General features: G+C 64.9%; 21 protein-coding genes. 12 read left to right on the top strand and 9 right to left on the bottom strand.

Going from position 1 to position 22798, the window contains the following annotated elements; translation table 11 throughout:
* Window positions 1–151 precede the first annotated feature (151 nt).
* Entirely contained in the window at window positions 152–391 is a 240-nt protein-coding gene (locus CWS35_RS21735) for a hypothetical protein (RefSeq protein ID WP_100953659.1), read from the bottom strand.
* A gap of 231 nt (window positions 392–622) precedes the next feature.
* Here CWS35_RS21735 and topA point away from each other — a divergent pair, with 231 nt between their 5' ends.
* The 7 genes from topA (at window position 623) to CWS35_RS21700 (ending at window position 9471) form a co-directional block, all read left to right on the top strand.
* Entirely contained in the window at window positions 623–3400 is a 2778-nt protein-coding gene (topA, locus tag CWS35_RS21730; protein ID WP_024581368.1) for a type I DNA topoisomerase, read from the top strand.
* Window positions 3401–5764 (top strand): ribonuclease R, encoded by a 2364-nt coding sequence (gene rnr / locus CWS35_RS21725; RefSeq protein WP_100953657.1) that lies wholly within the window; start codon window positions 3401–3403, stop codon window positions 5762–5764. It begins immediately after the preceding gene.
* A gap of 4 nt (window positions 5765–5768) precedes the next feature.
* Window positions 5769–6206: a DUF983 domain-containing protein gene (locus CWS35_RS21720; RefSeq protein ID WP_100953655.1), complete on the top strand. Its 438-nt coding sequence runs from the start codon at window positions 5769–5771 to the stop codon at window positions 6204–6206.
* A gap of 36 nt (window positions 6207–6242) precedes the next feature.
* Complete coding sequence (locus CWS35_RS21715) at window positions 6243–6992, top strand: NUDIX domain-containing protein (RefSeq protein WP_024581365.1); 750 nt, start codon at window positions 6243–6245, stop codon at window positions 6990–6992.
* A gap of 218 nt (window positions 6993–7210) precedes the next feature.
* Window positions 7211–8536: an LLM class flavin-dependent oxidoreductase gene (locus CWS35_RS21710; protein WP_100953653.1), complete on the top strand. Its 1326-nt coding sequence runs from the start codon at window positions 7211–7213 to the stop codon at window positions 8534–8536.
* 127 nt (window positions 8537–8663) lie between these two features.
* On the top strand, window positions 8664–8831 hold the full coding sequence (gene rpmG, locus CWS35_RS21705) for a 50S ribosomal protein L33 (RefSeq protein ID WP_018271988.1): 168 nt from the start codon (window positions 8664–8666) through the stop codon (window positions 8829–8831).
* Between the two features lie 109 nt (window positions 8832–8940).
* Entirely contained in the window at window positions 8941–9471 is a 531-nt protein-coding gene (locus tag CWS35_RS21700; protein WP_100953651.1) for a hypothetical protein, read from the top strand.
* Here the strand turns inward: CWS35_RS21700 and CWS35_RS40425 are convergent.
* From CWS35_RS40425 to CWS35_RS21690, 3 genes are all read right to left on the bottom strand, one after another.
* Window positions 9468–9596, bottom strand: a complete 129-nt coding sequence (locus tag CWS35_RS40425; RefSeq protein WP_256372063.1) for a hypothetical protein — start codon at window positions 9594–9596, stop codon at window positions 9468–9470. The genes CWS35_RS21700 and CWS35_RS40425 overlap by 4 nt on opposite strands.
* A 69-nt stretch (window positions 9597–9665) precedes the next feature.
* A complete protein-coding gene (locus CWS35_RS21695; protein ID WP_210202718.1) occupies window positions 9666–11060 on the bottom strand; it encodes an ammonium transporter in 1395 nt (464 codons plus the stop codon).
* A 489-nt stretch (window positions 11061–11549) separates the two neighbouring features.
* Window positions 11550–12782, bottom strand: coding sequence for an MFS transporter (locus CWS35_RS21690; protein ID WP_024581361.1), 1233 nt, complete (start codon window positions 12780–12782; stop codon window positions 11550–11552).
* A gap of 133 nt (window positions 12783–12915) precedes the next feature.
* Here CWS35_RS21690 and CWS35_RS21685 point away from each other — a divergent pair, with 133 nt between their 5' ends.
* Window positions 12916–13518, top strand: a complete 603-nt coding sequence (locus tag CWS35_RS21685) for a TetR/AcrR family transcriptional regulator (protein WP_100953647.1) — start codon at window positions 12916–12918, stop codon at window positions 13516–13518.
* 127 nt (window positions 13519–13645) lie between these two features.
* Window positions 13646–14851, top strand: coding sequence for a serine hydrolase (locus CWS35_RS21680; RefSeq protein ID WP_245438615.1), 1206 nt, complete (start codon window positions 13646–13648; stop codon window positions 14849–14851).
* 9 nt (window positions 14852–14860) lie between these two features.
* Here CWS35_RS21680 and CWS35_RS21675 read toward each other — a convergent pair whose 3' ends face one another.
* Window positions 14861–16315 carry a sulfatase gene (locus CWS35_RS21675; RefSeq protein WP_210202717.1) on the bottom strand — a complete coding sequence of 485 codons (1455 nt, stop codon included), beginning with the start codon at window positions 16313–16315 and terminating at the stop codon, window positions 14861–14863.
* A gap of 105 nt (window positions 16316–16420) precedes the next feature.
* Here CWS35_RS21675 and CWS35_RS21670 point away from each other — a divergent pair, with 105 nt between their 5' ends.
* A complete protein-coding gene (locus tag CWS35_RS21670; protein ID WP_100953645.1) occupies window positions 16421–17245 on the top strand; it encodes a helix-turn-helix domain-containing protein in 825 nt (274 codons plus the stop codon).
* Between the two features lie 29 nt (window positions 17246–17274).
* Here the strand turns inward: CWS35_RS21670 and CWS35_RS21665 are convergent, their stop codons facing one another.
* Together CWS35_RS21665 and CWS35_RS21660 are read right to left on the bottom strand one after the other, a co-directional pair.
* A complete protein-coding gene (locus CWS35_RS21665) occupies window positions 17275–18648 on the bottom strand; it encodes a PleD family two-component system response regulator (protein WP_024581356.1) in 1374 nt (457 codons plus the stop codon).
* A 15-nt stretch (window positions 18649–18663) separates the two neighbouring features.
* Entirely contained in the window at window positions 18664–19029 is a 366-nt protein-coding gene (locus CWS35_RS21660) for a response regulator (RefSeq protein ID WP_016845968.1), read from the bottom strand.
* Window positions 19030–19257: 228 nt separating this feature from the next.
* Between CWS35_RS21660 and CWS35_RS21655 the strand changes: the two genes are divergently transcribed.
* Complete coding sequence (locus tag CWS35_RS21655; RefSeq protein WP_024581355.1) at window positions 19258–19557, top strand: DUF3572 domain-containing protein; 300 nt, start codon at window positions 19258–19260, stop codon at window positions 19555–19557.
* Window positions 19536–20852: a DNA polymerase IV gene (locus CWS35_RS21650; protein ID WP_100953643.1), complete on the top strand. Its 1317-nt coding sequence runs from the start codon at window positions 19536–19538 to the stop codon at window positions 20850–20852. The genes CWS35_RS21655 and CWS35_RS21650 overlap by 22 nt, the downstream gene beginning before the upstream one ends.
* Before the next feature lie 227 nt (window positions 20853–21079).
* Here CWS35_RS21650 and CWS35_RS21645 read toward each other — a convergent pair whose 3' ends face one another.
* Both CWS35_RS21645 and CWS35_RS21640 read right to left on the bottom strand, forming a co-directional pair.
* The gene (locus CWS35_RS21645; RefSeq protein ID WP_100953640.1) at window positions 21080–21481 is read right to left on the bottom strand and encodes a RidA family protein; all 402 of its coding nucleotides are present in this window, start codon (window positions 21479–21481) and stop codon (window positions 21080–21082) included.
* Between the two features lie 243 nt (window positions 21482–21724).
* Window positions 21725–22588 carry a cell envelope integrity EipB family protein gene (locus CWS35_RS21640; protein ID WP_100953638.1) on the bottom strand — a complete coding sequence of 288 codons (864 nt, stop codon included), beginning with the start codon at window positions 22586–22588 and terminating at the stop codon, window positions 21725–21727.
* Window positions 22589–22798 lie beyond the last annotated feature (210 nt).

Here is a 22798-nt window from a genome sequence, read left to right as displayed (position 1 = left end):
CGGGGCGACGCGCAGCGTCGAGCCCCGGAATGACGGGGGTGAAAGGGCCGCGATCCCGCTCAGCACCGAATGCGGTGGCTATGGGTCCTGGCTTTCGCCAGGACGGCGAATGGAGGGAGCCCTGCGCCAAAGCCCCGGGCTCTCTCATCCCTCACGACAGCTTCCGCCGGCTACGGGCGCGCAACTGCTCTTCGGCTTCCAACCGGGCCATCGCGAACAGGCGGTCGAGGACTTCGAATTTGTGGCGCTGGGCGAGCTTGGCGAGTTCGGTCGCCGCGGCGCCGATCAGGATCAGGGCGTCATCCGGGTCGCCGTCCCCGGTTGTCGCGTCGTCCGCCGGTCGCCGCCGGCCGGCCGTCTCGCGCTTCCGGCCGCCCCCTGTGCTGCTCAAAAGGCCTATTCCGATTCCCACCCTCTATATAAGGAGAGATACGCCGTTTCCGGCCGCAACTCTAGGACGTATTTTTCAACCCTCGGGATAGGAACTCCACAGCTTCAGCCCTCCCTTCAATATCTGGCGATTTGACAGCGACCGCCCCAGCACCCATGTTCGCCCCGACACGGCGGGCCGCGAGTCTAGCGGAACCCGCCTTCAGGTTTTCCCGTAAGCTATTGGAATGACATGAATATCGTCATTGTGGAGTCGCCGGCCAAGGCCAAGACGATCAACAAATATCTGGGGTCCTCCTACGAGGTCCTGGCGTCGTTCGGCCATGTCCGCGACCTCCCGGCCAAGAACGGTTCGGTCGATCCGGATGCCAATTTCCAGATGATCTGGGAGGTTGATGCCAAGGCCGCGGGCCGGCTCAACGACATCGCCAAGGCGCTCAAGGGTGCCGACCGCCTGATCCTCGCAACCGACCCTGATCGCGAGGGCGAAGCGATCTCCTGGCACGTGCTGGAGGTGATGAAGGAGAAGCGCGCGCTGAAGGACCAGAAGGTCGAGCGCGTGGTGTTCAACGCCATCACCAAGCAAGCCGTCTCCGAGGCCATGAAGGCACCGCGTCAGATCGACGGCGCGCTGGTCGACGCCTATATGGCGCGCCGCGCACTGGACTATCTGGTCGGCTTCACCCTCTCCCCGGTGCTGTGGCGCAAGCTGCCCGGCGCCCGCTCCGCCGGCCGCGTGCAGTCGGTCGCGCTGCGGCTGGTGTGCGACCGCGAGCTCGAAATCGAGAAGTTCGTGCCGCGGGAATACTGGTCGCTGGTCGCAACCCTGCTGACGCCGCGCGGCGAAGCCTTCGAGGCGCGCCTGGTCGGCGCCGACGGCAAGAAGATCGCGCGGCTCGACATCGGCTCCGGCGCGGAAGCCGAAGACTTCAGGAAGGCGATCGAGGCCGCGCTGTTCAAGGTGGGGACCGTCGAGGCGAAGCCGGCCCGGCGCAATCCGCAGGCGCCCTTCACCACCTCGACCTTGCAGCAGGAAGCCAGCCGCAAGCTCGGCTTCGCGCCGGCCCACACCATGCGCATCGCGCAGCGGCTCTATGAAGGCATCGACATCGGCGGCGAGACCACCGGCCTCATCACCTATATGCGAACCGACGGCGTGCAGATCGCGCCGGAAGCGATCACCCAGGCGCGCAAGGTGATCGGCGAGGATTACGGCAACGCCTATGTGCCAGACAGCCCACGTCAGTATCAGGCCAAGGCCAAGAACGCCCAGGAAGCGCACGAAGCGATCCGCCCGACCGATCTGTCGCGCCGTCCGGCCTCGATCGGCCGCCGGCTCGATGCCGATCAGGCCAGACTCTATGAACTGATCTGGAAGCGCACCATTGCGAGCCAGATGGAATCGGCCGAGCTCGAACGCACCACCGTCGATATCGAGGCCAAAGCCGGCGCTCGCGTGCTGGAGCTGCGCGCCTCCGGCCAGGTCATCAAGTTCGACGGCTTCCTCGCGCTGTACCAGGAAAGCCGCGACGACGAGGAGGACGAGGATTCGCGCCGCCTGCCCGCGATGAGCGCGGGCGAGGCGGTGAAGCGCCAGAGCCTCGCCGTCACCCAGCATTTCACCGAGCCGCCGCCGCGCTTCTCGGAAGCGTCCTTGGTCAAGCGGATGGAAGAGCTCGGCATCGGCCGTCCCTCGACCTACGCTTCCATCCTTCAGGTGCTGAAGGACCGCGGCTACGTCAAGCTGGAGAAGAAGCGGCTGCACGGCGAGGACAAGGGCCGCGTCGTGGTCGCGTTCCTCGAGAACTTCTTCTCGCGCTACGTCGAATACGATTTCACCGCCGACCTCGAAGAGCAGCTCGACCGCATCTCCAACAACGAGATCGCCTGGCAGCAGGTGCTGCAGGATTTCTGGCGCGGCTTCATCGGCGCGGTCAACGACATCAAGGACCTCAGGGTCGCCGAGGTGCTCGACGCGCTCGACGAGATGCTCGGCCCGCACATCTATCCGCCGCGCGCGGACGGCGGCGACGTCCGGCAGTGCCCGACCTGCGGCACCGGCCGGCTCAACCTGAAGGCCGGCAAGTTCGGCGCCTTCGTCGGCTGCTCGAACTATCCGGAATGCCGCTACACCCGGCCACTGGCGGCCGACAGCGCCGAGAGCGCCGACCGCGTGCTCGGCACCGATCCCGACACCGGCTTCGACGTCACGGTGAAGGCCGGCCGCTTCGGCCCCTACATCCAGCTCGGCGAGCAGAAGGATTATGCCGAAGGCGAGAAGCCGAAGCGCGCAGGGATTCCGAAAGGCACCTCGCCCGCCGATGTCGATCTCGAACTGGCACTGAAGCTGCTGTCGCTGCCGCGCGAGATCGGCAAGCATCCCGAGACCGGAGAGCCGATCACCGCCGGCCTCGGCCGGTTCGGGCCGTTCGTCAAGCACGAGAAGACCTATGCCAGCCTCGAGGCCGGCGACGAGGTGTTCGATATCGGCTTGAACCGCGCGGTGACGCTGATCGCGGAGAAGATCGCCAAGGGCCCGAGTGGCCGCCGCTTCGGCGCCGATCCGGGCAAGCCGCTCGGCGATCACCCGACGCTCGGTGCGGTGGCGCTCAAGAACGGCCGCTACGGCGCCTATGTTGCCGCCGGTGGCGTCAACGCGACGATCCCGAGCGACCGCACGCCCGACGAGGTCACGCTCGCCGAGGCCATCGCGCTGATCGACGAACGTGCGGCCAAGGGCGGCGGCAAGAAGGTCAAGAAGGCGAAGGCAGAAAAGCCTGCCAAGGCCAAGAAAGCCAAATCTGAAAACGCGGCAGAAGAAACCGACGGCGACGCCGAGGCCAAGCCTGCCAAGAAGGCTGCGTCCAAGAAGGCCGCGGCGAAGCCGAAAACGGATGCGACCAGCAAGGCGCGCGCGCCGGTCGCCTCCGGTGCCAAGACGTCGCCTGCAAAGTCATCGGCATCAGCGAAAGCGCCCGCGAAGAAGAGCGCCGGCAAGGCACGAGGATAAGTGAAAAGAAAACCCGACCATGGCTTTCCGGGCCGGGACGCCATCGTCGCCTTCATCCGCGCCAATCCAGGCAAGGTCGGCACCCGCGAGATCGCGCGCGAGTTCGGCCTCAAGAACGACGACCGCATCGCGCTGAAGCGGCTGCTGCGCGAACTCGCCGACGACGGCACGGTCGCCAAGCGCGGCCGCAAGATCCACGAGCCGGCCGCGCTGCCGCCGACCGTGCTCGCCGACATCACCGGCCGTGACAGCGATGGCGAACTGATCGCCACGCCCGCCGAGTGGGACACCGACGAGAACGGCTCCGCGCCGAAAATCCGCATCGAGATGCCGCGGCGGCCAAAGCCCGGCACCGCCGCCGGCGTCGGCGACCGCGCGCTGCTCCGGGTCGAGGTGACCGACGAGCAGGACGGCACGCCCTATCGCGGCCGCATCATCAAGGTGATCGATCGCGGCCGCGCCCGCATCCTCGGCATCTTCCGCCGCAATCCCGACGGCAGCGGGCGGCTGATCCCGGTCGACAAGAAGCAGGCGGGCCGCGAGCTCAACATCGCGGCGGCCGACAGCGACGGCGCGGTCGACGGCGACCTCATCAGCGTCGATCTGGTGCGCACCCGCGCCTATGGCCTCGCCTCAGCCCGGGTCAAGGAGCGGCTCGGCTCGATTGCGAGCGAGAAGGCGATCAGCCTGATCGCGATCAACACCCACGACATTCCGCAGGTGTTCTCGTCAGCTGCGCTCCGCGAGGCCGAAGAGGCAAAACCTGCGACCTTGCAGGGCCGCGAGGATTGGCGCGACGTCCCGCTGGTCACCATCGATCCGCCCGATGCCAAGGATCACGACGACGCCGTGCATGCGGAGGTCGACACCGATCCCGACAACAAGGGCGGCTTCATCGTCCATGTCGCAATCGCCGACGTCGCATTCTATGTGCGGCCCGGCTCGGCGCTCGACCGCGACGCACTCCAGCGCGGCAATTCGGTGTATTTCCCCGATCGCGTCGTGCCAATGCTGCCGGAGCGCATCTCCAACAATCTCTGCTCGCTGGTGCCGGGCGAGCCGCGCGGCGCGCTCGCGGTGCGGATGGTGATCGGCGCCGACGGCCGCAAGCGCTCGCACAGCTTCCATCGCGTGCTGATGCGCTCGGCGGCAAAGCTTGCCTATGCGCAGGCGCAGGCCGCGATCGACGGCAGGCCCGACGACACCACGGGCCCCCTGCTCGATCCGATCCTGAAGCCGCTGTGGGCGGCCTATGAGCTGGTCAAGCTTGCGCGCAACGAGCGCGATCCGCTCGATCTCGATCTGCCCGAGCGCAAGATCCTGCTCAAACCCGACGGCACCGTCGATCGGGTGATCGTGCCGCAGCGGCTCGATGCGCACCGTCTGATCGAGGAGTTCATGATCCTCGCCAACGTCGCCGCGGCGGAGATGCTGGAGAAGAAGGCGCTGCCGCTGATCTACCGCGTGCATGACGAGCCGAGCCAGGAGAAGGTGCACAATCTCCAGGAATTCTTGAAGACGCTCGACCTGCCCTTCACCAAGCAGGGCGCGCTGCGTCCCGCGCAATTCAATCGCGTGCTCGCGCAGGTCGCCGGCGAGGATTACGAGCCGCTGGTCAACGAGGTGGTGCTGCGCTCGCAGGCGCAGGCCGAATACTCCGCCGAGAATTACGGCCATTTCGGCCTGAACCTGCGCCGCTACGCGCACTTCACCTCGCCGATCCGTCGCTACGCCGATCTGATCGTGCATCGCGCGCTGATCCGCGCGCTCGGCCTTGGCGAAGGCGCCTTGCCGACCGATGAGAGCGTGGAAACGCTGGCCGAGATCGCCGCCCAGATTTCCGTCACCGAACGCCGCGCGATGAAAGCCGAGCGCGAGACCACCGACCGGCTGATCGCGCATTTCCTTGCCGACAAGGTCGGCGCATCGTTCCAGGGCCGCATCTCCGGCGTGACGCGCGCCGGCCTGTTCGTGAAGCTCGACGACACCGGCGCCGACGGCCTGATCCCGATCCGCACCATCGGCAGCGAGTATTTCAACTACGACGAAACCCGTCACGCGCTGATCGGCTCGCGCAGCGGCACCATGTACCGGCTTGGCGACGTCGTCGACGTCCGCCTGGTCGAAGCCGCGCCGATCGCCGGCGCGTTGCGGTTCGAGCTGTTGTCCGAAGGACAGACAATTCCGCGCGGCAGAAAACACGACAGCATCAGAGGTGAGCGCCGCGCCGCGGGATTTAACAAGAGGCCAGGCAAGGGATCCGGCAAGAAGGCGCACAAGGAACGTAAGGCGCGCAGCAAGAAGGACCGCAAGCCGGCGAAGCCGAAGTCCGGCAAATCGAAGCGAGGCAAGTCATGGACGTGAAGTCGTGGACGTGACACCCCCGACAGTGGTCTGGACTCGCGACGCCGTCGACCCCGAGAAGCGCGACGTGTGGAGTGCGATGAAGCGCGGTTTCCGCGGCCGTTGTCCGCGCTGCGGAAAAGGCAGATTGTTCCGCAAGTTTCTCAAATGCGACGGACATTGCCCGGTCTGCGACCTCGATTTTTCGCCACATCGCGCCGACGATCTGCCCGCCTATCTCGTCATCGTCATCGTCGGTCATATCGTGGTACCGACCGCGCTGTGGATCGAAACCAACTATTCGCCACCGGTGTGGCTGCAACTTGCGATCTACCTGCCGTTCACGCTGTTCGCATCGCTGGCGCTGTTGCAGCCGGTGAAGGGAGCCGTGATCGGATTGCAATGGGCCCTGCGCATGCATGGCTTTGACGAGAATCCCCCTAGCGACATCCCGCCGGTCTAGCTAAACCGGACGCCAAGAAGAAATGAAAGGGATGAAATGACTGAAGCCGCCGCCCCCGCCGCCGTCGTCCACCAGGGCGATAAGGAAGCCGATCATCATGCGTATTTCCGGCCGAAGGACGCCGCGACGCTGATCCTGATCGACCGTTCCGGCGCCAAGCCGAAGGTGCTGGTCGGCAAGCGTCACGACAAGGTGGTGTTCATGCCGGGCAAATTCGTCTTCCCCGGCGGCCGCGTCGACAAGGCCGACAACCGCGTGCCGGTCGCAGCGCCGATCACGCCGGAGCTCGAAGCCAATCTGTTGAAGGGCAGCCCGAAGATCACGTCCGGCCGCGCGCGCGCGCTCGCCAATGCCGCGATCCGCGAAGCCTGTGAAGAGACCGGGCTCTGCCTCGGCCGCAAGGTCGAGAAGAAGACCAAGCTCGACGGTCCGTGGGCGCCGTTCGCCGACGCGGGCCTGCTGCCCGATCCGTCTGGCCTGTTCCTGATCGCACGCGCGATCACCCCGCCTGGCCGCGTCCGCCGCTTCGACACCCGCTTTTTCACCGCCGATGCCTCGACCATCGCGCATCGCGTCGAAGGCGTGGTGCATGCCGATGCCGAACTGGTCGAGCTCGTCTGGGTCGAGATCGGCTCCGAGCCGCTCGCCGACGCGCATGCCATGACCAAGAACGTGCTCGCCGAGCTCGACCGCCGTCTTGCCACCGGCCCGCTCCGCCATGACGCGCCGGTGCCGTTCTTCCATTTCTATGGCGGCAAGATGCAAAAGGACGTGCTGGGGGCGTAGCATGAGGCCCGTCATTCCGGGGCGCGCCTCTTGGCGCGAGCCCGGGATCCATCAAGCCGCATGAATGGTGGAGGAATGGATTCCGGGCTCGTCGCTTCGCGCCGCCCCGGAATGACGGCATTGAGGAAGTGCCCAAAAACAAAATAATCTTCCGGATGGCGCGCCGGATGCCGCCTCCCTATCTGTTCCGCTAACGACATCAAGGACGGAACGGGGCAATGGCGAAGCGTCAACTCAAGCTCGGCGCGTTCATGCGGCCGATCAGCATCCACACCGGCGCCTGGCGCTATCCCGGGGCCTGGCCCGACGCCAATTTCAACTTCGACCACATCAAGACGCTGATCCGGAAGCTCGAGGCCGGCAAGTTCGACGCCTTCTTCATGGCCGACCATCTGGCCGTGCTCAACATGCCGATCAATGCGCTGAAGCGCAGCCACACCGTGACCTCGTTCGAGCCGTTCACGCTGCTCTCGGCACTGGCGGCTGTGACAGAGAATATCGGCCTGGTCGCAACCGGCTCGACCACCTTCGACGAACCCTACCACGTCGCCCGCCGCTTCGCCTCGCTCGACCACATCTCGGGCGGCCGCGCGGGGTGGAATATCGTCACCACGTCCAATCCGGACGCGGCGCTGAATTTCGGCCTCGACGATCACATGGAGCATGCCGAACGCTACAAGCGCGCCCGCGAATTCTACGACGTGGTCACCGGCCTCTGGGACTCGTTCGCCGATGACGCGTTCGTGCGCGATGTCGAGTCCGGCCTGTTCGTCGATCCCGACAAGATGCATGTGCTCAACCACAAGGGCAAATATCTCTCGGTGCGCGGCCCGCTGAACATCGCCCGCCCCGTCCAGGGCTGGCCCGTGATCGTGCAGGCCGGCGCTTCCGACGATGGCAGGCAGCTTGCGGCCGAGACTGCGGAGGCCGTGTTCACCGGCGGCGGCAGCCTTGCCGACGGACAGAAGCTCTATGCCGACATCAAGGGCCGCATGGAGAAGATCGGCCGCGATCCCGAGCATCTGAAGATCCTGCCCGGCGCCTTCGTGGTGGTCGGCGACAGCGTCGAGGAAGCCAAGGAGAAGCGCGCACTGCTCGACAGCCGCGTGCATTACGACAGCGCGATCGCCTCGCTCTCGGTGATCCTCGGCACCGATGCATCCGGCTTCGATCCCGACGGCCAATTGCCACCGATCCCCGAGACCAATGCCAGCAAGAGCGGCCGGCAGCGCCTGGTCGAGGTCGCGGCGCGCGACAAGCTCACCGTGCGTCAGCTCGCGCAGCGTGTCGGCGGCTATGGCGGGCTCGCGTTCGTCGGCACACCGCAGACCATCGCCGACCAGATGGAGGAATGGTTGACCGGCCGCGGCAGCGACGGTTTCAACATCATGTTCCCCTACCTGCCGCAGGGCCTGTTCGAGTTCGTCGACCGGGTGGTGCCGGAACTGCAAAAGCGGGGAATCTTCCGCAACGAGTATGAGGGGCGGACATTGCGCGAAAATCTCGGCCTGCCGCGCCCGAAAAACCAGTTCTTCCAGGGCTAATTGGCCGGAATCGGGACGATTTCGGCCCGGAAATCCTTGACTTTGAGCGGTTTGTGGCTAGTTTCCGGGCCAAACGCGGGCCGATTTGGCCGGCTCCCGATACCCCTTCATTTTCGAGGATTTGCACATGGCCAAAGCGGTCACCATCAAGGTCAAGCTCGTGTCGACGGCCGACACCGGCTTCTATTACGTCGCCAAGAAGAATTCGCGCACCATGACCGACAAGCTGGTCAAGAAGAAGTACGACCCGGTCGCGCGCAAGCATGTCGAGTTCAAGGAAGCCAAGATCAAGTAAGATCGCCTGCTTCCGACCTTCAAGCGGGGCCCTTTGGGCCCCGTTTTTGCTTTGTAGCCAGGCGTCATCCCCTGAAGCGTCCCGGACAGCGCCCGGGCGAAGGGTCCGCATGGTTGCAGCCCTGGACGAAGGCAACGTTGGCGGTTACTCGGTCGCCTACGGCCGCGAGGACATCTACTTTCCGGTCTACGTGACGGCCGCCCTCGCCGCGGTGTTCCTGACCGCGACGTGGATCACGGGCGCGATCTACTGGCTGGCGCTCGCGGCCGCCGCCGCCGGCTTCACTTACTACAACATCCCGCTGCTGGAGGCCGGGCGTCCGACCATCGGGGCCAACCAGTATGGCATCTTCATCCAGGCCTTCGGGCTGATCCGCTGGCGCGCGATCACGCGGATCGATCTCGTCGAGATCGCCGAGCGCGCGATGACCGTCCACGAATTGCAGATCACACTCGATGGGCCACTCGGCAGCGCGCTGGTGGCCGATTGGCGCAAGCGGCCGGCCTATCGGCTGCTGATGCGCTTGCCGTGGCGCATGGACCATCGCGGCGTGGTGCGCGTCAATCTGGAGCCGTTCGATCGAACGCCCGAGGAGATCCATCGGACATTCCTCCGGATGTGGCGCTACTACCGAAGCTAGCCCTTGAATGCCTCATCCGGCAGATGCGCATCGGCGATGTCGGCATCCGGATTGTGTGTGATGGTCATGAACCAGACCAGGCTGAAGAACAGCGACCACGCCGTGTTCCAGTAAAACCAGTTCATAGGGCACCTCGAACAGGTTTGGCCGGTGGGCCGGCAGCGACTGCCGATCCACCGAAGACTGCCCCGTTCCTACTGCACGACCTCGCCATGCAGCGCGAGGTCGAGACCTTCGCGTTCGATGTCCTTCGTCACGCGGAGGCCAACGAAGAGATTGATCACATACAGGATGATCAAGCTCACCACGGCATCATACACGAAAACCGTCGCGACGCCGATACACTGATTGAGGAACTGCCCGGTATTTCCCTCCAGAACGCCGGCTGTTCCACCATACTGCTCGACCGCGAACACGCCGGTCAGCAGCGCCCCGACGATGCCTCCGAGCGCATGGACGCCAAAGCAGTCCAGCGCGTCATCGTAACTGAACATCCGCTTCAGCCCGGTGCATCCCCAGTAGCAGCAGACGCCGGCGGCGATGCCGATTGCGAAAGCGCCGACCGGCCCGACGAAACCGGAGGCCGGCGTGATCGCGACAAGGCCCGCGACCGCACCCGAGCAGATGCCGACGACAGTGGGCTTGCCCTTCAATGCCCATTCCACCAGCATCCAGGTGAAGCCCGCCACCGCCGTGGCGATCTGGGTCACCAGCATGGCCATGCCAGCCTGCATTCCGGCCGTGACGGCGGAGCCGGCGTTGAAGCCGAACCAGCCGACCCACAGCAGCGAGGCGCCGATGAAGGTCAGCACCATATTGTGCGCCGGTCCCGTCTCGACGCGCTTGCCAAGCATGATCGCGCACATCAGTCCGGCCACGCCGGCATTGATGTGCACCACGGTGCCGCCGGCGAAATCGAGAACTTTGACATAGGCGGCGTCGTTGCCCGCCGAGAAGATCCCGTCGGGTCCCCAGACCCAGTGCGCGATCGGCGCGTAGACCAAGATGGCCCAAAGGCCGATGAACCAGAGCATGGCCGAGAATTTCATCCGCTCGGCAAACGCGCCCGCAATCAACGCCGGCGTGATGATGGCGAATGTCATCTGGAAGCAGATGTAGACAGACTCAGGGATGGTGGCGGCGAGCGGATTGGGATTGCCGATTCCCCCCTTGCCGATGTCGCTCAGAATGTCCTTCAGGAACATGCGATCGAGACCGCCGATAAACGGCGTGCCGGCACGGAACGCCAGGCTGTAGGTGAGGACCGCAAACAGGATCGTGACCAGGCAGGTGACGGCGAAGCTGGTCATCACGGTATCGCCGACATTCTTCTTGCGAACCATGCCGCCATAGAACAGGCCGAGACCGGGGACCGTCATCATCAGGACGAGCGCAACCGAGGTCAGCATCCACGCCGTGTCGCCGGAGTTCGGCGTGCACTTCTCGAGGATCTTGCCGCCGCAGGCCGGCGGCCCAGCGTCCTCGGCCAGCGCGACGTCGCTGAACAGCAGGCAAAGAAACGCAACTCCCAGCAGGGCTACCAGGATCCTCATGAGCTTCTGCTGTGTATTTGTCCCAGACTCCATCATCTTCCTCCCGTCACAAGAAATGCTGGTGTTCGGAATGCCGCGGCGCGAATGCCGAACGGCCGTCTGCGGCGCAGTGATTGGAATTGTGTTCGAGGAGATTCGATTGGGTGGCGCGATCGCAAAGCCGCAGCGGCGCCACACCGGACGGTCGGCACAACAGCTTCCTGCTCGGCGGCGCGGCGAAGGCCGTGGTGCGCGGATCGCTGGAGAATGACGGCGACTAGCCTCATCGCGGCCAGCCCTTCCCATGGGTCCCCAGGCCGGAACCTCAGCGACGGTTTCCGGCACGATTTCTAGCCATATTCAATCAAGATTCATGCCACCGGCGCTTACAGCGTAACGCCTTGAAAGCGCGAGCCCTTCAATCCGCGCACGGAACGGCTTCGCGCCCTGTTGCACGTTCTCGTAGCAAGCGATCGATGGAAAACTAGGCAAGACGCGGCGACTGCCCTGGGTACGGGGCAGTCGCCGCTTGACCGGGAACGGACGCTAGGCCGCCTTGAGCAATGGCGGCTGCGAGGGCCGGATCAGCGCGAACGCCAGTTGGATGATGCCGCCGGCCAGCCCGAGCGCGACGCCGATGCGCCAGGCCATGGTGTAGGAGCCGAGCGAGTCGTAGATCACCCCTCCTCCATAAGCACCGAGGAAGCTGCCGATCTGATGGCTCATGAAGGCAAGGCCCTGGATCATCGCCTGCCAGCGCAGCCCGAACATCTCCGCGACCGCGCCCGCGACCAACGGCCCGACGCCCATCCAGAGGAAGCCCATGATGGCGCCGAACAACAGCGTCGAGCCCGGCGTTGCCGGCAGCATGAAGTACCAGGCGAGCGCCAGCGAGCGCAGGATGTAGATCGCGCCCAGCAGCGCCAGCTTGTTCCAGCGCTGGCCGGCCCAACCGAAGAACAGCGAGCCCAGCACGTTGAACCCGCCGATCATGCCGAGCGTCTGCGCGCTCAACATCGGATCGAGGCCGCAAATCGCCAGATACGACGGCAGATGCGTGGTGAGGAAGACGAGTTGCATGCCGCAGACCATGTAGGCGCAGGTCATCACCACGAAGGACGCATTGCCGAACGCGGTCTTCGCCGCGGTCGCCGCCGTGGCGTTGCCGATGTCGTCGCCCGCGGGCTTCGGCAGCGGGATCCTGTCGACGCGGCCGGCATACAACGCGGCCGGAATCATGCCGATCGAGAGAATCACAAAGCCGGCGAGCCCGACGCGCCAGCCAAAACCTTCATTGAGCATCTGGCCGATCGGCGCCGACAACAGGGCGCCGAGCGAGCCCGCGGCGGAAACCATGCCAAGCACGGTCGAGCGCACCATCTCCGGCACCGCGCGTGCGGCGACCGACATTGCGATCGCATTCGCGGTGCAGGCGAGCGAAATGCCGATCAACACGCCGGCGCCAATCATGATGCTGAAGAGGCCATGCGCCATCGTCATCAGCACGAGGCCCGCGATATAAGCCAACGCGCCGACCACCATGATCGGACGAAAGCCGTAGCGCACGGTCATCGCGCCGGCCAACGGCTGGAGGAAACCCCAGGCGAGGTTCTGCACCGCCAGAGCCAGCGTGAAATGGGACACCGAGATGCCGATGTCGTGTGTCAGCGGCTGCATGAAGATGCCGAGGCTCTGCCGCAGGCCCATGCTCAGCGTGAGCATGATGGAGGCGCCGATCAGAATCGGAAGCGTGGGACGCAGGACCTGTAGCAGGGGCATTGTTTTTGTTCTCCCGGATCGGCGCGGCACGAACGCCACGGCCTGCGATTCAGCCATGTTTTGGTTACACAGACCTGTGTAATTAGTCTATACCGGGGTAGTCCTGTCAAGCGAAGAGGATCACGGCCGGCGCATGGCTTCCCCGCCTCCCAAACAGACCATGAAAGAGCGGATCCTCGAGACCGCCGACAAACTGTTCTACCTGCAGGGCATTCGCGCGATCGGCGTCGATACCATTGCGGCCGAGATCGGCATCAGCAAGCGCACGCTCTACAATCACTTTCCGTCGAAGGATGCGCTGATCGAAGCCTATCTGCAACGTCGCTTCGTGCGACCTCCGCCTTCCGACAAGCCGCCGGCCGAGCAGATCCTCGCGACCTTCGATTCGCTGGAACGCCGCTTCTCGTCCAAGGACTTTCGCGGCTGCCCGTTCGTAAACGCGGTGGCCGAACTCGGCCCCGAGGACGAGGACCGCAGCGTTCGCAACATCGCCATCGCCTTCAAGGAAAGCCGGCGGATCTGGTTTCGCGATCTGCTGCGCCAGCTCGGCGTCGCCGATGCCGAGGGACTTGCGACCCAGCTCACGCTGCTGGTCGACGGCTCGATCGCACAGGACCTGGTGCGCGACGATCCGGCGATGGCGCGCGCAGCCAAGGAAGCCGCCCGCGTGCTGCTGGCGAATGCCGGGGTCAAGGTCGCAAACGCCGCGCCGGCGGACAACAAGCGCGGCGGATAAATCCGGTTGCGCAAACAGGTTCCGTTTGGTTGGTAGCGCCACGCACGCGAGATGGCCGACCGGAATATTCCGTCACGCGACATTGCCGACGACCGCGCGAGCAGCACGGCGCAACAGGGGAACGACCATGGAAGATCTGAAGGTGACCGCCACCGGCTACGATTTCGCGCCGGCGCGCGCGGCCATGCAGCGTTATATCGACAACAATCTCCTCTCCGGCATCTCCTCGGCGGTCATGGTCGGTCGCGACTTGGTCGACGTGTCCTGCGTCGGATGGGCCGACAAGGAGGCGCAGATCCCGCTGCGCACCGACCACATCTTCCGGGTGTTCTCCAACACCAAGCTGATCACCTCCTGCGCCGCGCTGCTGCTGCTCGAGGACGGCCATATCCGGCTCGACGATCCGATCGAGACCTTCATCCCGCAGCTCGGAAACCGCAAGGTGCTGCGCCCGGGCGCGACGTCGATCGACGATACCGAGCCGGCGCAGAGTTCGATCACGATCCGCCAGTTGCTCAGTCACACTGCCGGCTTGAGCTACGGCTTCTTTGATCCCGGCACCTTCATCTTCAAGGCGCTGAACGAGCGCGGCGTGCACAACCCCAATACGACGCTGGCCGAGATGGTGGACGTGCTCGCCGATCTGCCGCTGATCTATCAGCCGGGGACGTCGTGGGAGTACTCGCTCGCGACCGACGTGACCTCACGCCTGGTGGAAGTCGTCAGCGGCCAGAGCTTCGACAAGTTCATCAAGGCCCGCATCCTCGATCCGCTCGGCATGGTCGATACCGGCTTCGTCGTTCCGCAACAGGATCAGGGTCGCCTCGTCGCGTACTATGCCGGTGCTGATCTCATGGAGCCGATGAAACCGGGCCTCACCCGCACCGACAATGCGCCGTTCCCCGGAGCCTATCTGCGCCCGGTCGCAAGGCTCAGCGGCGGCGGTGGCCTGGTCTCGACGCTGCCCGACATGGTGGCGCTGATCCGCAGCCTGCTGCCGGGCGGACCTACGCTGCTGAAGCCGGACACCATTGCAATGATGATGTCCAACCAATTGCCCGAAGGGCGATGGATCCGCTTCGCGCTGATGGGCGAACAGCCCGGCAAGGCACACGCGCTTGCCGGCGGCCTGATCCTCAATCCGTCACCGATCGATCATCCCGATGCGGCCGGTGAATTCTACTGGGGCGGCGTCGCCGGCACGCAATGGTGGATCTCGCCGAAGACCGGCATTGCCGGCGTGATGATGGCGCAGCGCCAGATGGCGTTCGTGCATCCGTTCTCGTTCGAGTTCAAGCGGATGGCCTATGACGCAGTGAAGCGCGGGCGCTAGCCCGCGCCATCACTTGTCGGGTCGCTGTGGAAAGGCTTCGTCGAGGTCCGGCTGGCCGCTGGCCTTCTGCGCGCCGAAATGATCCGCGAGCTGGCTGCTGTCGAAACTATCGGTGAAGCTCTCGCGCACTTCCGGCAGCATGTCCTTGTTCCACTCGGTCCATTCCGCGACCATGCGGTCGTAGATATCGCGGTGACGATCCCTGAGATTGGCGCGCTCCAGCGGATCGGCCACCACATTGAACAGGAAGGTCTGGTCGAGCATCTTGAGTATCTTCCAGTCGCCGTCGCGGGCCGCACGCTGCGCATTGGCCTTGTAGCGCCAGAACAGCTTGCGCGGCACCGGCGCCGGATTGCCGGTCAGCACCGGCAGCAGGTTCATGCCGTCGGACGGATAGGCCGGATCCGGCGCCCCGCCCGCCGCCGCCAGCAGCGTCGGCAGCCAATCCATGCTGGCCATCACCTGGTCATGCGTACGGCGCGCGGTGATTTTGGCAGGCCAGCGGATGACGGCGGGAATGCGCAGGCCGCCTTCCAGCAGCTCCGTCTTGTGGCCGGTGAACGGCCAGGTGTTCGAGAACCGCTCACCGCCATTGTCGCTGGTGAAGACCACGATTGTATCGTCGGCGATCCCCCTGGCCTCGAGGGTGCGCAGGATGCGGCCGACCTGCGCATCCATCGCCCCGACCATGCGGCGATAGGTTTGCAGCGAGCCACCGTCGAAATCGAACAGTGATTTCGCCGCGAGCCGCTCCGACTCCGCCTGATCGCCGGGCGCCTCCCACGGCCAGTGCGGTGCGTTGAAATGCAGGCTGAGAAAGAACGGCTGCCTGGCCTTGGCATAACCTTCGATGACGCTGACCGCGCGATCGCCGAACAGCTCGGTCGCATAGCCGACCTTGTGGATCGGCAGGTCGTCGTCCCACAGATCGTCCTTATGGTCCGGCCCCTGGTGTGCGTAATAGTCGATCGCACCGCCGCGGAAGCCGTAGAAGTGCTCGTAGCCGCTCTGCAACGGGCCGAACTTCGGCAGCTCCCCCATGTGCCATTTGCCGACCAGCGTCGTGCCGTAGCCCAACTTCTTCAGCAGGGAGGGAATGGTCGGCATTTCCGGCGGCAGGCCAACGGTCTTTCCGGCGCCGGCGAGCGGTTCCTCCAGGCCGAGACGGAGCCGGTATTGATAGCGCCCGGTAATCAGTGCGGTGCGCGTCGCCGAGCACACTGCCGAATTGGCATAAGCCTGCAGGAAGCGCAGACCGCCGGCAGCGATCCGATCGATGTTCGGCGTGTGCATCTCTGACGGACCGTAGCAGGAGAGGTCCGCATAGCCGAGATCGTCGGCGAGGATGAAGATGATGTTCGGCTGCTTCGCCGGCGTCCGCGCCAATGCCCCCTGCCCGAGAGCCAGCGTGACGGATGTTGCAACCGCCGAGTTGATCAACCGCCGACGGGTCATCTTTGGCATCGAGACCTCCCACATTGTCCGGCGGCGAGCCTAGGAGGCCCTGCGGCGGCCTTCAATTGCTCTTGAACCAGCGTTCCGGACAGTGGAACGTGCGGGGATAGAGATATGTCGCGGCAGCAACGGAAGAACGGACAGATGGAGCACGACACGGTCAGGGCCCTGTCACGCGGCCTCGATGTTCTGGAAACGCTGGAAACGCGCGACGGGATGGCACTGCACGAATTGCACCGGATCACGACGCTGCCGAAGCCGACGCTGCTGCGGTTGTTGTCGACGCTCGAACGCCGCGGCTATGTCAGCCAGCGGCTCGCCGATGGCTGCTGGCGGCGCACCTCGCGGGGACGAATATCTGCGGCTTCGGAGGCAAAGGAGCAGTTGCTCGATTGCAGCACGTCCGTGCTGCACGATCTGTGCCGGGACATCGCGTGGCCCTCAGACGTCGGTGTCTATCGCGAAGGCACGATGGAGATCATCGAGAGCAACCGAACCCTGACACCGCTCGCGATCGCGCCGGTCCCGGTGGGCCTGCGCGTCTCGCTGCTTGGATCGGGTCTCGGCCGTGCCTGGCTCGCTTATTGCGGAGATGCCGAACGGCAGCAGGCCATCGCCGCGGCCTGCCAGGTGGCGAACCGGAGTGCGCCCCGCCAGAGCATCGACGCGGTGCTCGAGCACACGCGGCGCAAGGGCTATGGCTGCCGGGCAACAACCGGCGTCCCCGCACCGATCGGCCAGGGCGACATCGGCATCGCGGTGCCGATCCTCAGCACGGGACGCCTGCTCGGCTGCGTCAACATCGTATGGCGGTCCTCGGCGATGAGCGAAGCCGCTTTCGCCCGCCGCTATCTGTCGCGCCTGCAACAGGCGGCGCAGACGATTGGCGCGAAGATCTCGGAAGGCAGGACAGCGCTTCGCGCGAGAGCGACTTCGTAGCCCGTTGGCTTCAGGGCTACGAAATGCAGCTATGCCGCCGCCGACACCACGCGGTTACGGCCGTCGTGCTTGGCGCGATAGAGCGCATTGTCGGCGCGCTTGAGCACGTCGGCAACCTGCTCGCCCTTGCGCTCGAGCGTGGCGAGCCCGATCGAGATCGTCACCGTGATCCGCTTGCCGCCCTTCTCGACCGCAAAGGGCTCGCCCGCGATCGAGCGGCGCAGCCGCTCGGCGACCATGCCGGCGACATGCAGATCGGTCTCGGGCATCACGATCACGAACTCCTCGCCGCCATAGCGGCAGGCGAGATCGATGCCGCGGATCGACTTGCGGATGCGGACGGCGAATTCGCGCAGCACGTCGTCGCCGGCGTCGTGGCCGTAGGTGTCGTTGATCGCCTTGAAGTAGTCGATGTCGAGGATCATCAGCGCCAGCGGCTTGCCGCGGATCGAAGCCTGTTCCGCCAGCGTGCCGAGATGGCTCTCCATGTAGCGCCGGTTATGCAGGCCGGTCAGCGCATCGGTGATCGCCATCTCGATCGAGTTCTGCACGTTGTCGCGCAGATGATCGGTATAGCGGCGGCGGCGGATCTGGGTGCGCGCCCGCGCCAGCAATTCGTTCTTGTCGACCGGACGCAGCAGGTAATCATTGACGCCGATCTCGAGCCCGCGCATCAGCCGCGCATTGTTGTCGGCATCCGAGATGGCCAGGATCGGGACCTGGCGGGTGCGCTCCAGCGAGCGGGCCTGGCTGCACAGGCGCAGGCCGTCGAAATTATCGAGGCTGAGCGAGACGATCAGGAGATCGTAATTGCCCTCGGCGGCGTGGAACAAGGCCTCCGACGGATTGACCTCGACGTCGACGGTGTGCTCGGCGGCGAGGATCGGCGCCAGCTTCTCATAGGATGACGGCCGGTCGTCGACCAGCAGGATGCGGCCGCCGGTGCCACGATCAGCGATCGCGCTGCGCTCGGGCGCCTGCATGCCGATCTCGAGCGAGGTGATGGCGCGCATCCGCAGCTCATCGGTCATCATCTTCAGCCGCGTCAGCGAGCGCACGCGCGCGATCAGCACGACGTCGGACACCGGCTTGGTCAGGAAATCGTCGGCGCCAGCCTCCAGGCCGCGCACGCGATCGGCCGGGCTGTCGAGCGCGGTGACGATGACGACGGGAATGAAATGGGTCGCTGGGTTCGACTTCAGGCGGCGGCAGACCTCGAATCCATCGAGATCCGGCATCATGACGTCGAGCAGGATGATGTCGCACTCGGCACGCGCGCAGATCTCAAGCGCCTCGGTCCCGTTGGACGCCGTCAGCACATCGAAATATTCGGCCGACAGACGGGCTTCCAACAGCTTGACGTTCGCCGGAACGTCATCGACGACGAGGATACGCGCGGACATCGCAACCCAACTCCCCTATCCGATAAAGCGTCGGACAGTCTCAATGAACTTGCCGACCGAGATCGGCTTGGACAAATAGGCTTCGCAGCCGCCCTCGCGGATGCGTTCTTCGTCGCCCTTCATGGCGAAGGCGGTGACTGCGACCACCGGAATCGTGCGCAGATCGGGATCATCCTTGATCCAGCGCGTGACCTCGAGGCCGGAGACCTGAGGCAGTTGAATATCCATCAGGATGAGATCGGGACGCAGCTTGCGGACGAGGTCGAGCGCTTCGAAGCCATTGCTGGTGCCCGAAGTCTGATAGCCGTGCGCTTCCAACAGATCGCGAAAGAGCTTCATATTGAGCTCATTGTCCTCCACGATCAGGACGGTTTTGGCCATCCCGTCCCTCCCAAACCCAGGAGACGGGCCCGGCTGCGGCACCTCACGTACCGCGCTCGGGGCGCGTCGAAAATGTGAATTCAAACTAGCGCCAGAATCGCTCTAACCCGTTAACCCGAAGTCCAACTTCCGCAGCGTGGTTTCCGTTGCTTGAACCCAGGCGGAAGACTCGGGCATGATGGGCCTCTCAATAGAGACCATAAGTTAACGGAAAGGCAAACCGGCGCGTTGAAAAAGCCTGTTCACAACCCACGCGAAGTTGCTGAAATCGTTGCGATTCAGGCGCTCGGCTTCATTGCCGGCGATCCCGAGCGGCTGGGCCTGTTCCTGGCCGAGACCGGAATCGGTCCGGAGACGCTACGCAATGCCGCATCCAATCCTCAATTTCTCGCGAGCGTGCTCGATTTCGTGATGCGCGACGACGCCACCGTGAAGGCGTTCGCGCAGGCCTCCGAGCTGCACCCGACCAACATCGCCGCCGCCCATCAGGCGCTGGGCGACCCGAAATGGGAGCGCGACGTGCCGTGACCACGGCAGCGGCAGCTTCGGACGGCCCGCTCAGTTTCTGCCGAGACTGCCTCGGCGATCTCGATATCAAGGTCAAGCGATGCAGCCATTGCGGTTCGCCGCGGCTGGTGCGGCACCGCGCCCTGCCCGCGCTTTCGCTCGCGCATATCGACTGCGACGCGTTCTACGCCACCGTCGAGAAGCGCGACAATCCTGAGATCGCCGACCGCCCCGTCATCATCGGCGGCGGCAAGCGTGGCGTGGTGTCGGCTGCCTGCTACATCGCGCGCACCTACGGCGTCCGCTCGGCGATGCCGATGTTCAAGGCGCTGGAACTCTGTCCGGACGCAACCGTGATCCCGCCCGACATGGCGAAATATGTCCGGGTCGGGCGTGAGGTGCGCCAGGCGATGCAGGCGCTGACCCCGCTGGTCGAGCCGTTGTCGATCGACGAGGCGTTCCTCGATCTCGCTGGCACGCAGCGCGTCCACGGCATGATCCCGGCCAAGGTGCTCGCCAAATTCGCCCGCGACGTCGAGCGCGACATCGGCATCACGGTGTCGGTCGGGCTGTCCTGCAACAAGTTCCTTGCCAAGATCGCCTCCGATCTCGACAAGCCGAGGGGCTTTGCCGCGCTCGACCAGGAGGAGGCGCGCGAGATGCTGGCAGCCAAGCCGGTCGGCTTCATCTACGGCGTCGGCCCCGCGACCCAGGAGAAGCTGGTGCAGCGCGGCTTCCGCGTCATCGCCGATTTGCAGCGCGCCGACGAGAACGAATTGATGAAACAGTTCGCCAGCGAAGGCCGCAGGCTGTGGCGGCTGGCGCGCGGCATCGACGACCGCAGCGTCGTCCCCGATCGCGGCGCCAAGACGATCTCGAGCGAGACCACGTTCGAGACCGACATCCGCGATTTTGCGACGCTGGAGAAGCTGCTCTGGAAGCTGTCGGAGAAGACCTCGGCGCGGCTGAAGAGCAGCGACCTCTCCGGCTGCACCATCACGTTGAAGCTGAAGACCGCGGACTTCCGCCAGCGCACCCGTTCGCAATCGATCCAGACGCCGACCCAATTGGCCGCGAAGATTTTTGCGGTGACGCGTGAGATGCTGATCAAGGAGATCGACGGCACCGCCTTCCGCCTGATGGGCGCCGGCGTCAGCGCACTGCGCCCGGGCGCGCAGGCCAATGATTCCGACATGCTCGACCGCCGCTCGGCACACGCCGAACGCGCGATCGACAATCTGCGCAAGAAGTTCGGCAATGCCGCCGTCATCAGGGGCATCGCCTATGACGGGCCGGCCAAGCCGGCGGAAGACTAGAGCGTTTTTGAGCGAAGTGGATACCGGTTCGCGTAAAGAAAACGCGTCAACACAAGAACCTAGAGCCTCGTTCCGATTCCATCGGAACGGGAAAGGCTCCAGGCGCGGCTCGAGCTCCCGCCAGTCCCGTCATTGGGAGCGAAGCGAAGCAATCCATGCTTCAGCATATGCGGAACGATGGATTGCTTCGTCGCTTCGCTCCTCGCAATGACGGGGAAGCACTGCGCTCAATCCGCGACGGCAATCGCCTCGATCTCGATCAGCCATTCCGGCGCCGCGAGCGCGGTGACGCCGACGAGCGTCGAGGCCGGCGGCTCCATGCCCTCGAAGAACGCCGAGCGCGCCTTGCCGATGATCGGGCGAAGCTCAGGCTTGTAGCCGACCACGAAGGTCGTGATCTTGACGATGTTGGAATAGCTGGCTCCGGCCGCCTTCAGCGCGAGGCCGAGGTTCTGCATCACCTGCGTCGTCTGCGCGGCGAGATCGCCGGCGCCGACCACCCGGCCCTCCTCGTCGGTGGATACCTGTCCGGAAATGTAGATCGTGCGCGCGCCCGATGCGACGACGACGTGGGAGTATGCCGGATTGTGATGCAGGCCGCTGGGGCGAAGGTGGTCGCGCTTGCTCATGGTGTGCCTCCCTGACACGAATGTTTCGGGAAGCGTACTCGCGTCTGCTGGTTCCGGCCAGAGTGGTCTCGCGGCCTCGCTCCGATGTCGTCCCGGCGAAGGCCGGGACCCATAACCACCCAGGGTGATTATTGCGCGACGCTGGAGCCACAGCCCGCCTAACAATCTAACCCTGTGATTATGGTCCCGGGTCGCGCTTCGCTTGCCCGGGACGACGGCGAGCGGGTGGCTACGGCCTGCCCCTCACTTGCAGGGCTTGGAATCCCTGACGTCGAACTTGTCCAGCGCGCCGGAGATCACGAAATCGTTGTAATCCAGCACCAGCGCGCGCGAGACGCCGTTCTCGTAGAGCTCGAACGCCATCGAATAGACCGGCGTCTGTTCGCCGTCCTTGGCGCGCGCGTCGCGATCGAAATAGCTGACGGTGACCGGCCAGCGCGTCATCGATTTCATCGCATCGCTGGCCGTCGACGGATCGGGCGAGGACGGCGCGCGGTCGCCCGTGATCGGCCGGCCGATCACGGTGAGCGTGTTGTAGACCTTCTCGCCATTGTCGGAGCCGTCATAGACGGTCTGTTCCAGCACCGACTTGCCGTCGCGGGCGGCGGCGATGATGTGCTGGATCTGCTCGGTCGGGAACACCACGCTGCCGTCGAGATTGAACGTCTTCTTCACCGGCTGGGTCAGCTTCACGGTGATATGATCGCCGACGCGCTCGGCGACACCGTCGACCGGTGACGATTCACTGTCGTTCATCCGCGTGTCGATCTTGAAGCGATAGCTCTTGCCCGCGGCGTCCTCCCAGGACGAGGAGCGCAGGTCGGACAGCGTCACCTTGCCCTCGCCGCTGTCGAGTTCCGACACCTGGCGGAATTCGGAAGTGTAGCCTTCGCAGGAATTGCCGGAGAAATTGTAGAGGATGCGCCCGCGCGCGTCGCTGACCGAATTGGTGCCGCGCGATTTCACCAGGCTGAGATCGTATAGCGCCTGGTGCGCGAGGAACGGTCCGCTTGCCGCAGTGGCAGACCCTTGAACGAGACCGGATGCCGCGGCAACGGTGATCGTCAGCAGCAGCGCACGCGACGGATTCCGAAACGGCAGGGTCATGATTCGTCCTCGGGGAGGCAGGGATTCGCCACAATAGTGACGGTGGTATTGTGCCGCAACTGGGGCAAGTCTGACAAAATGGCAATGCGGGAGCGAGAATGCCGTCCTTTTCGGCAGCTTTTCGTGCGATTCCGCACGCAATGGCCGCCTAGCCCGCACCTCGCCGTCGCTTGCAACCGGCGGCCCGATGGGCGAAACACTCGAAACCAA

This window comes from Bradyrhizobium sp. SK17, from assembly GCF_002831585.1.
Classification (GTDB): domain Bacteria; phylum Pseudomonadota; class Alphaproteobacteria; order Rhizobiales; family Xanthobacteraceae; genus Bradyrhizobium.
The sequence above is the reverse complement of the archived record's forward strand: the minus strand, read 5'-3'. Positions and strand labels throughout refer to the sequence as shown.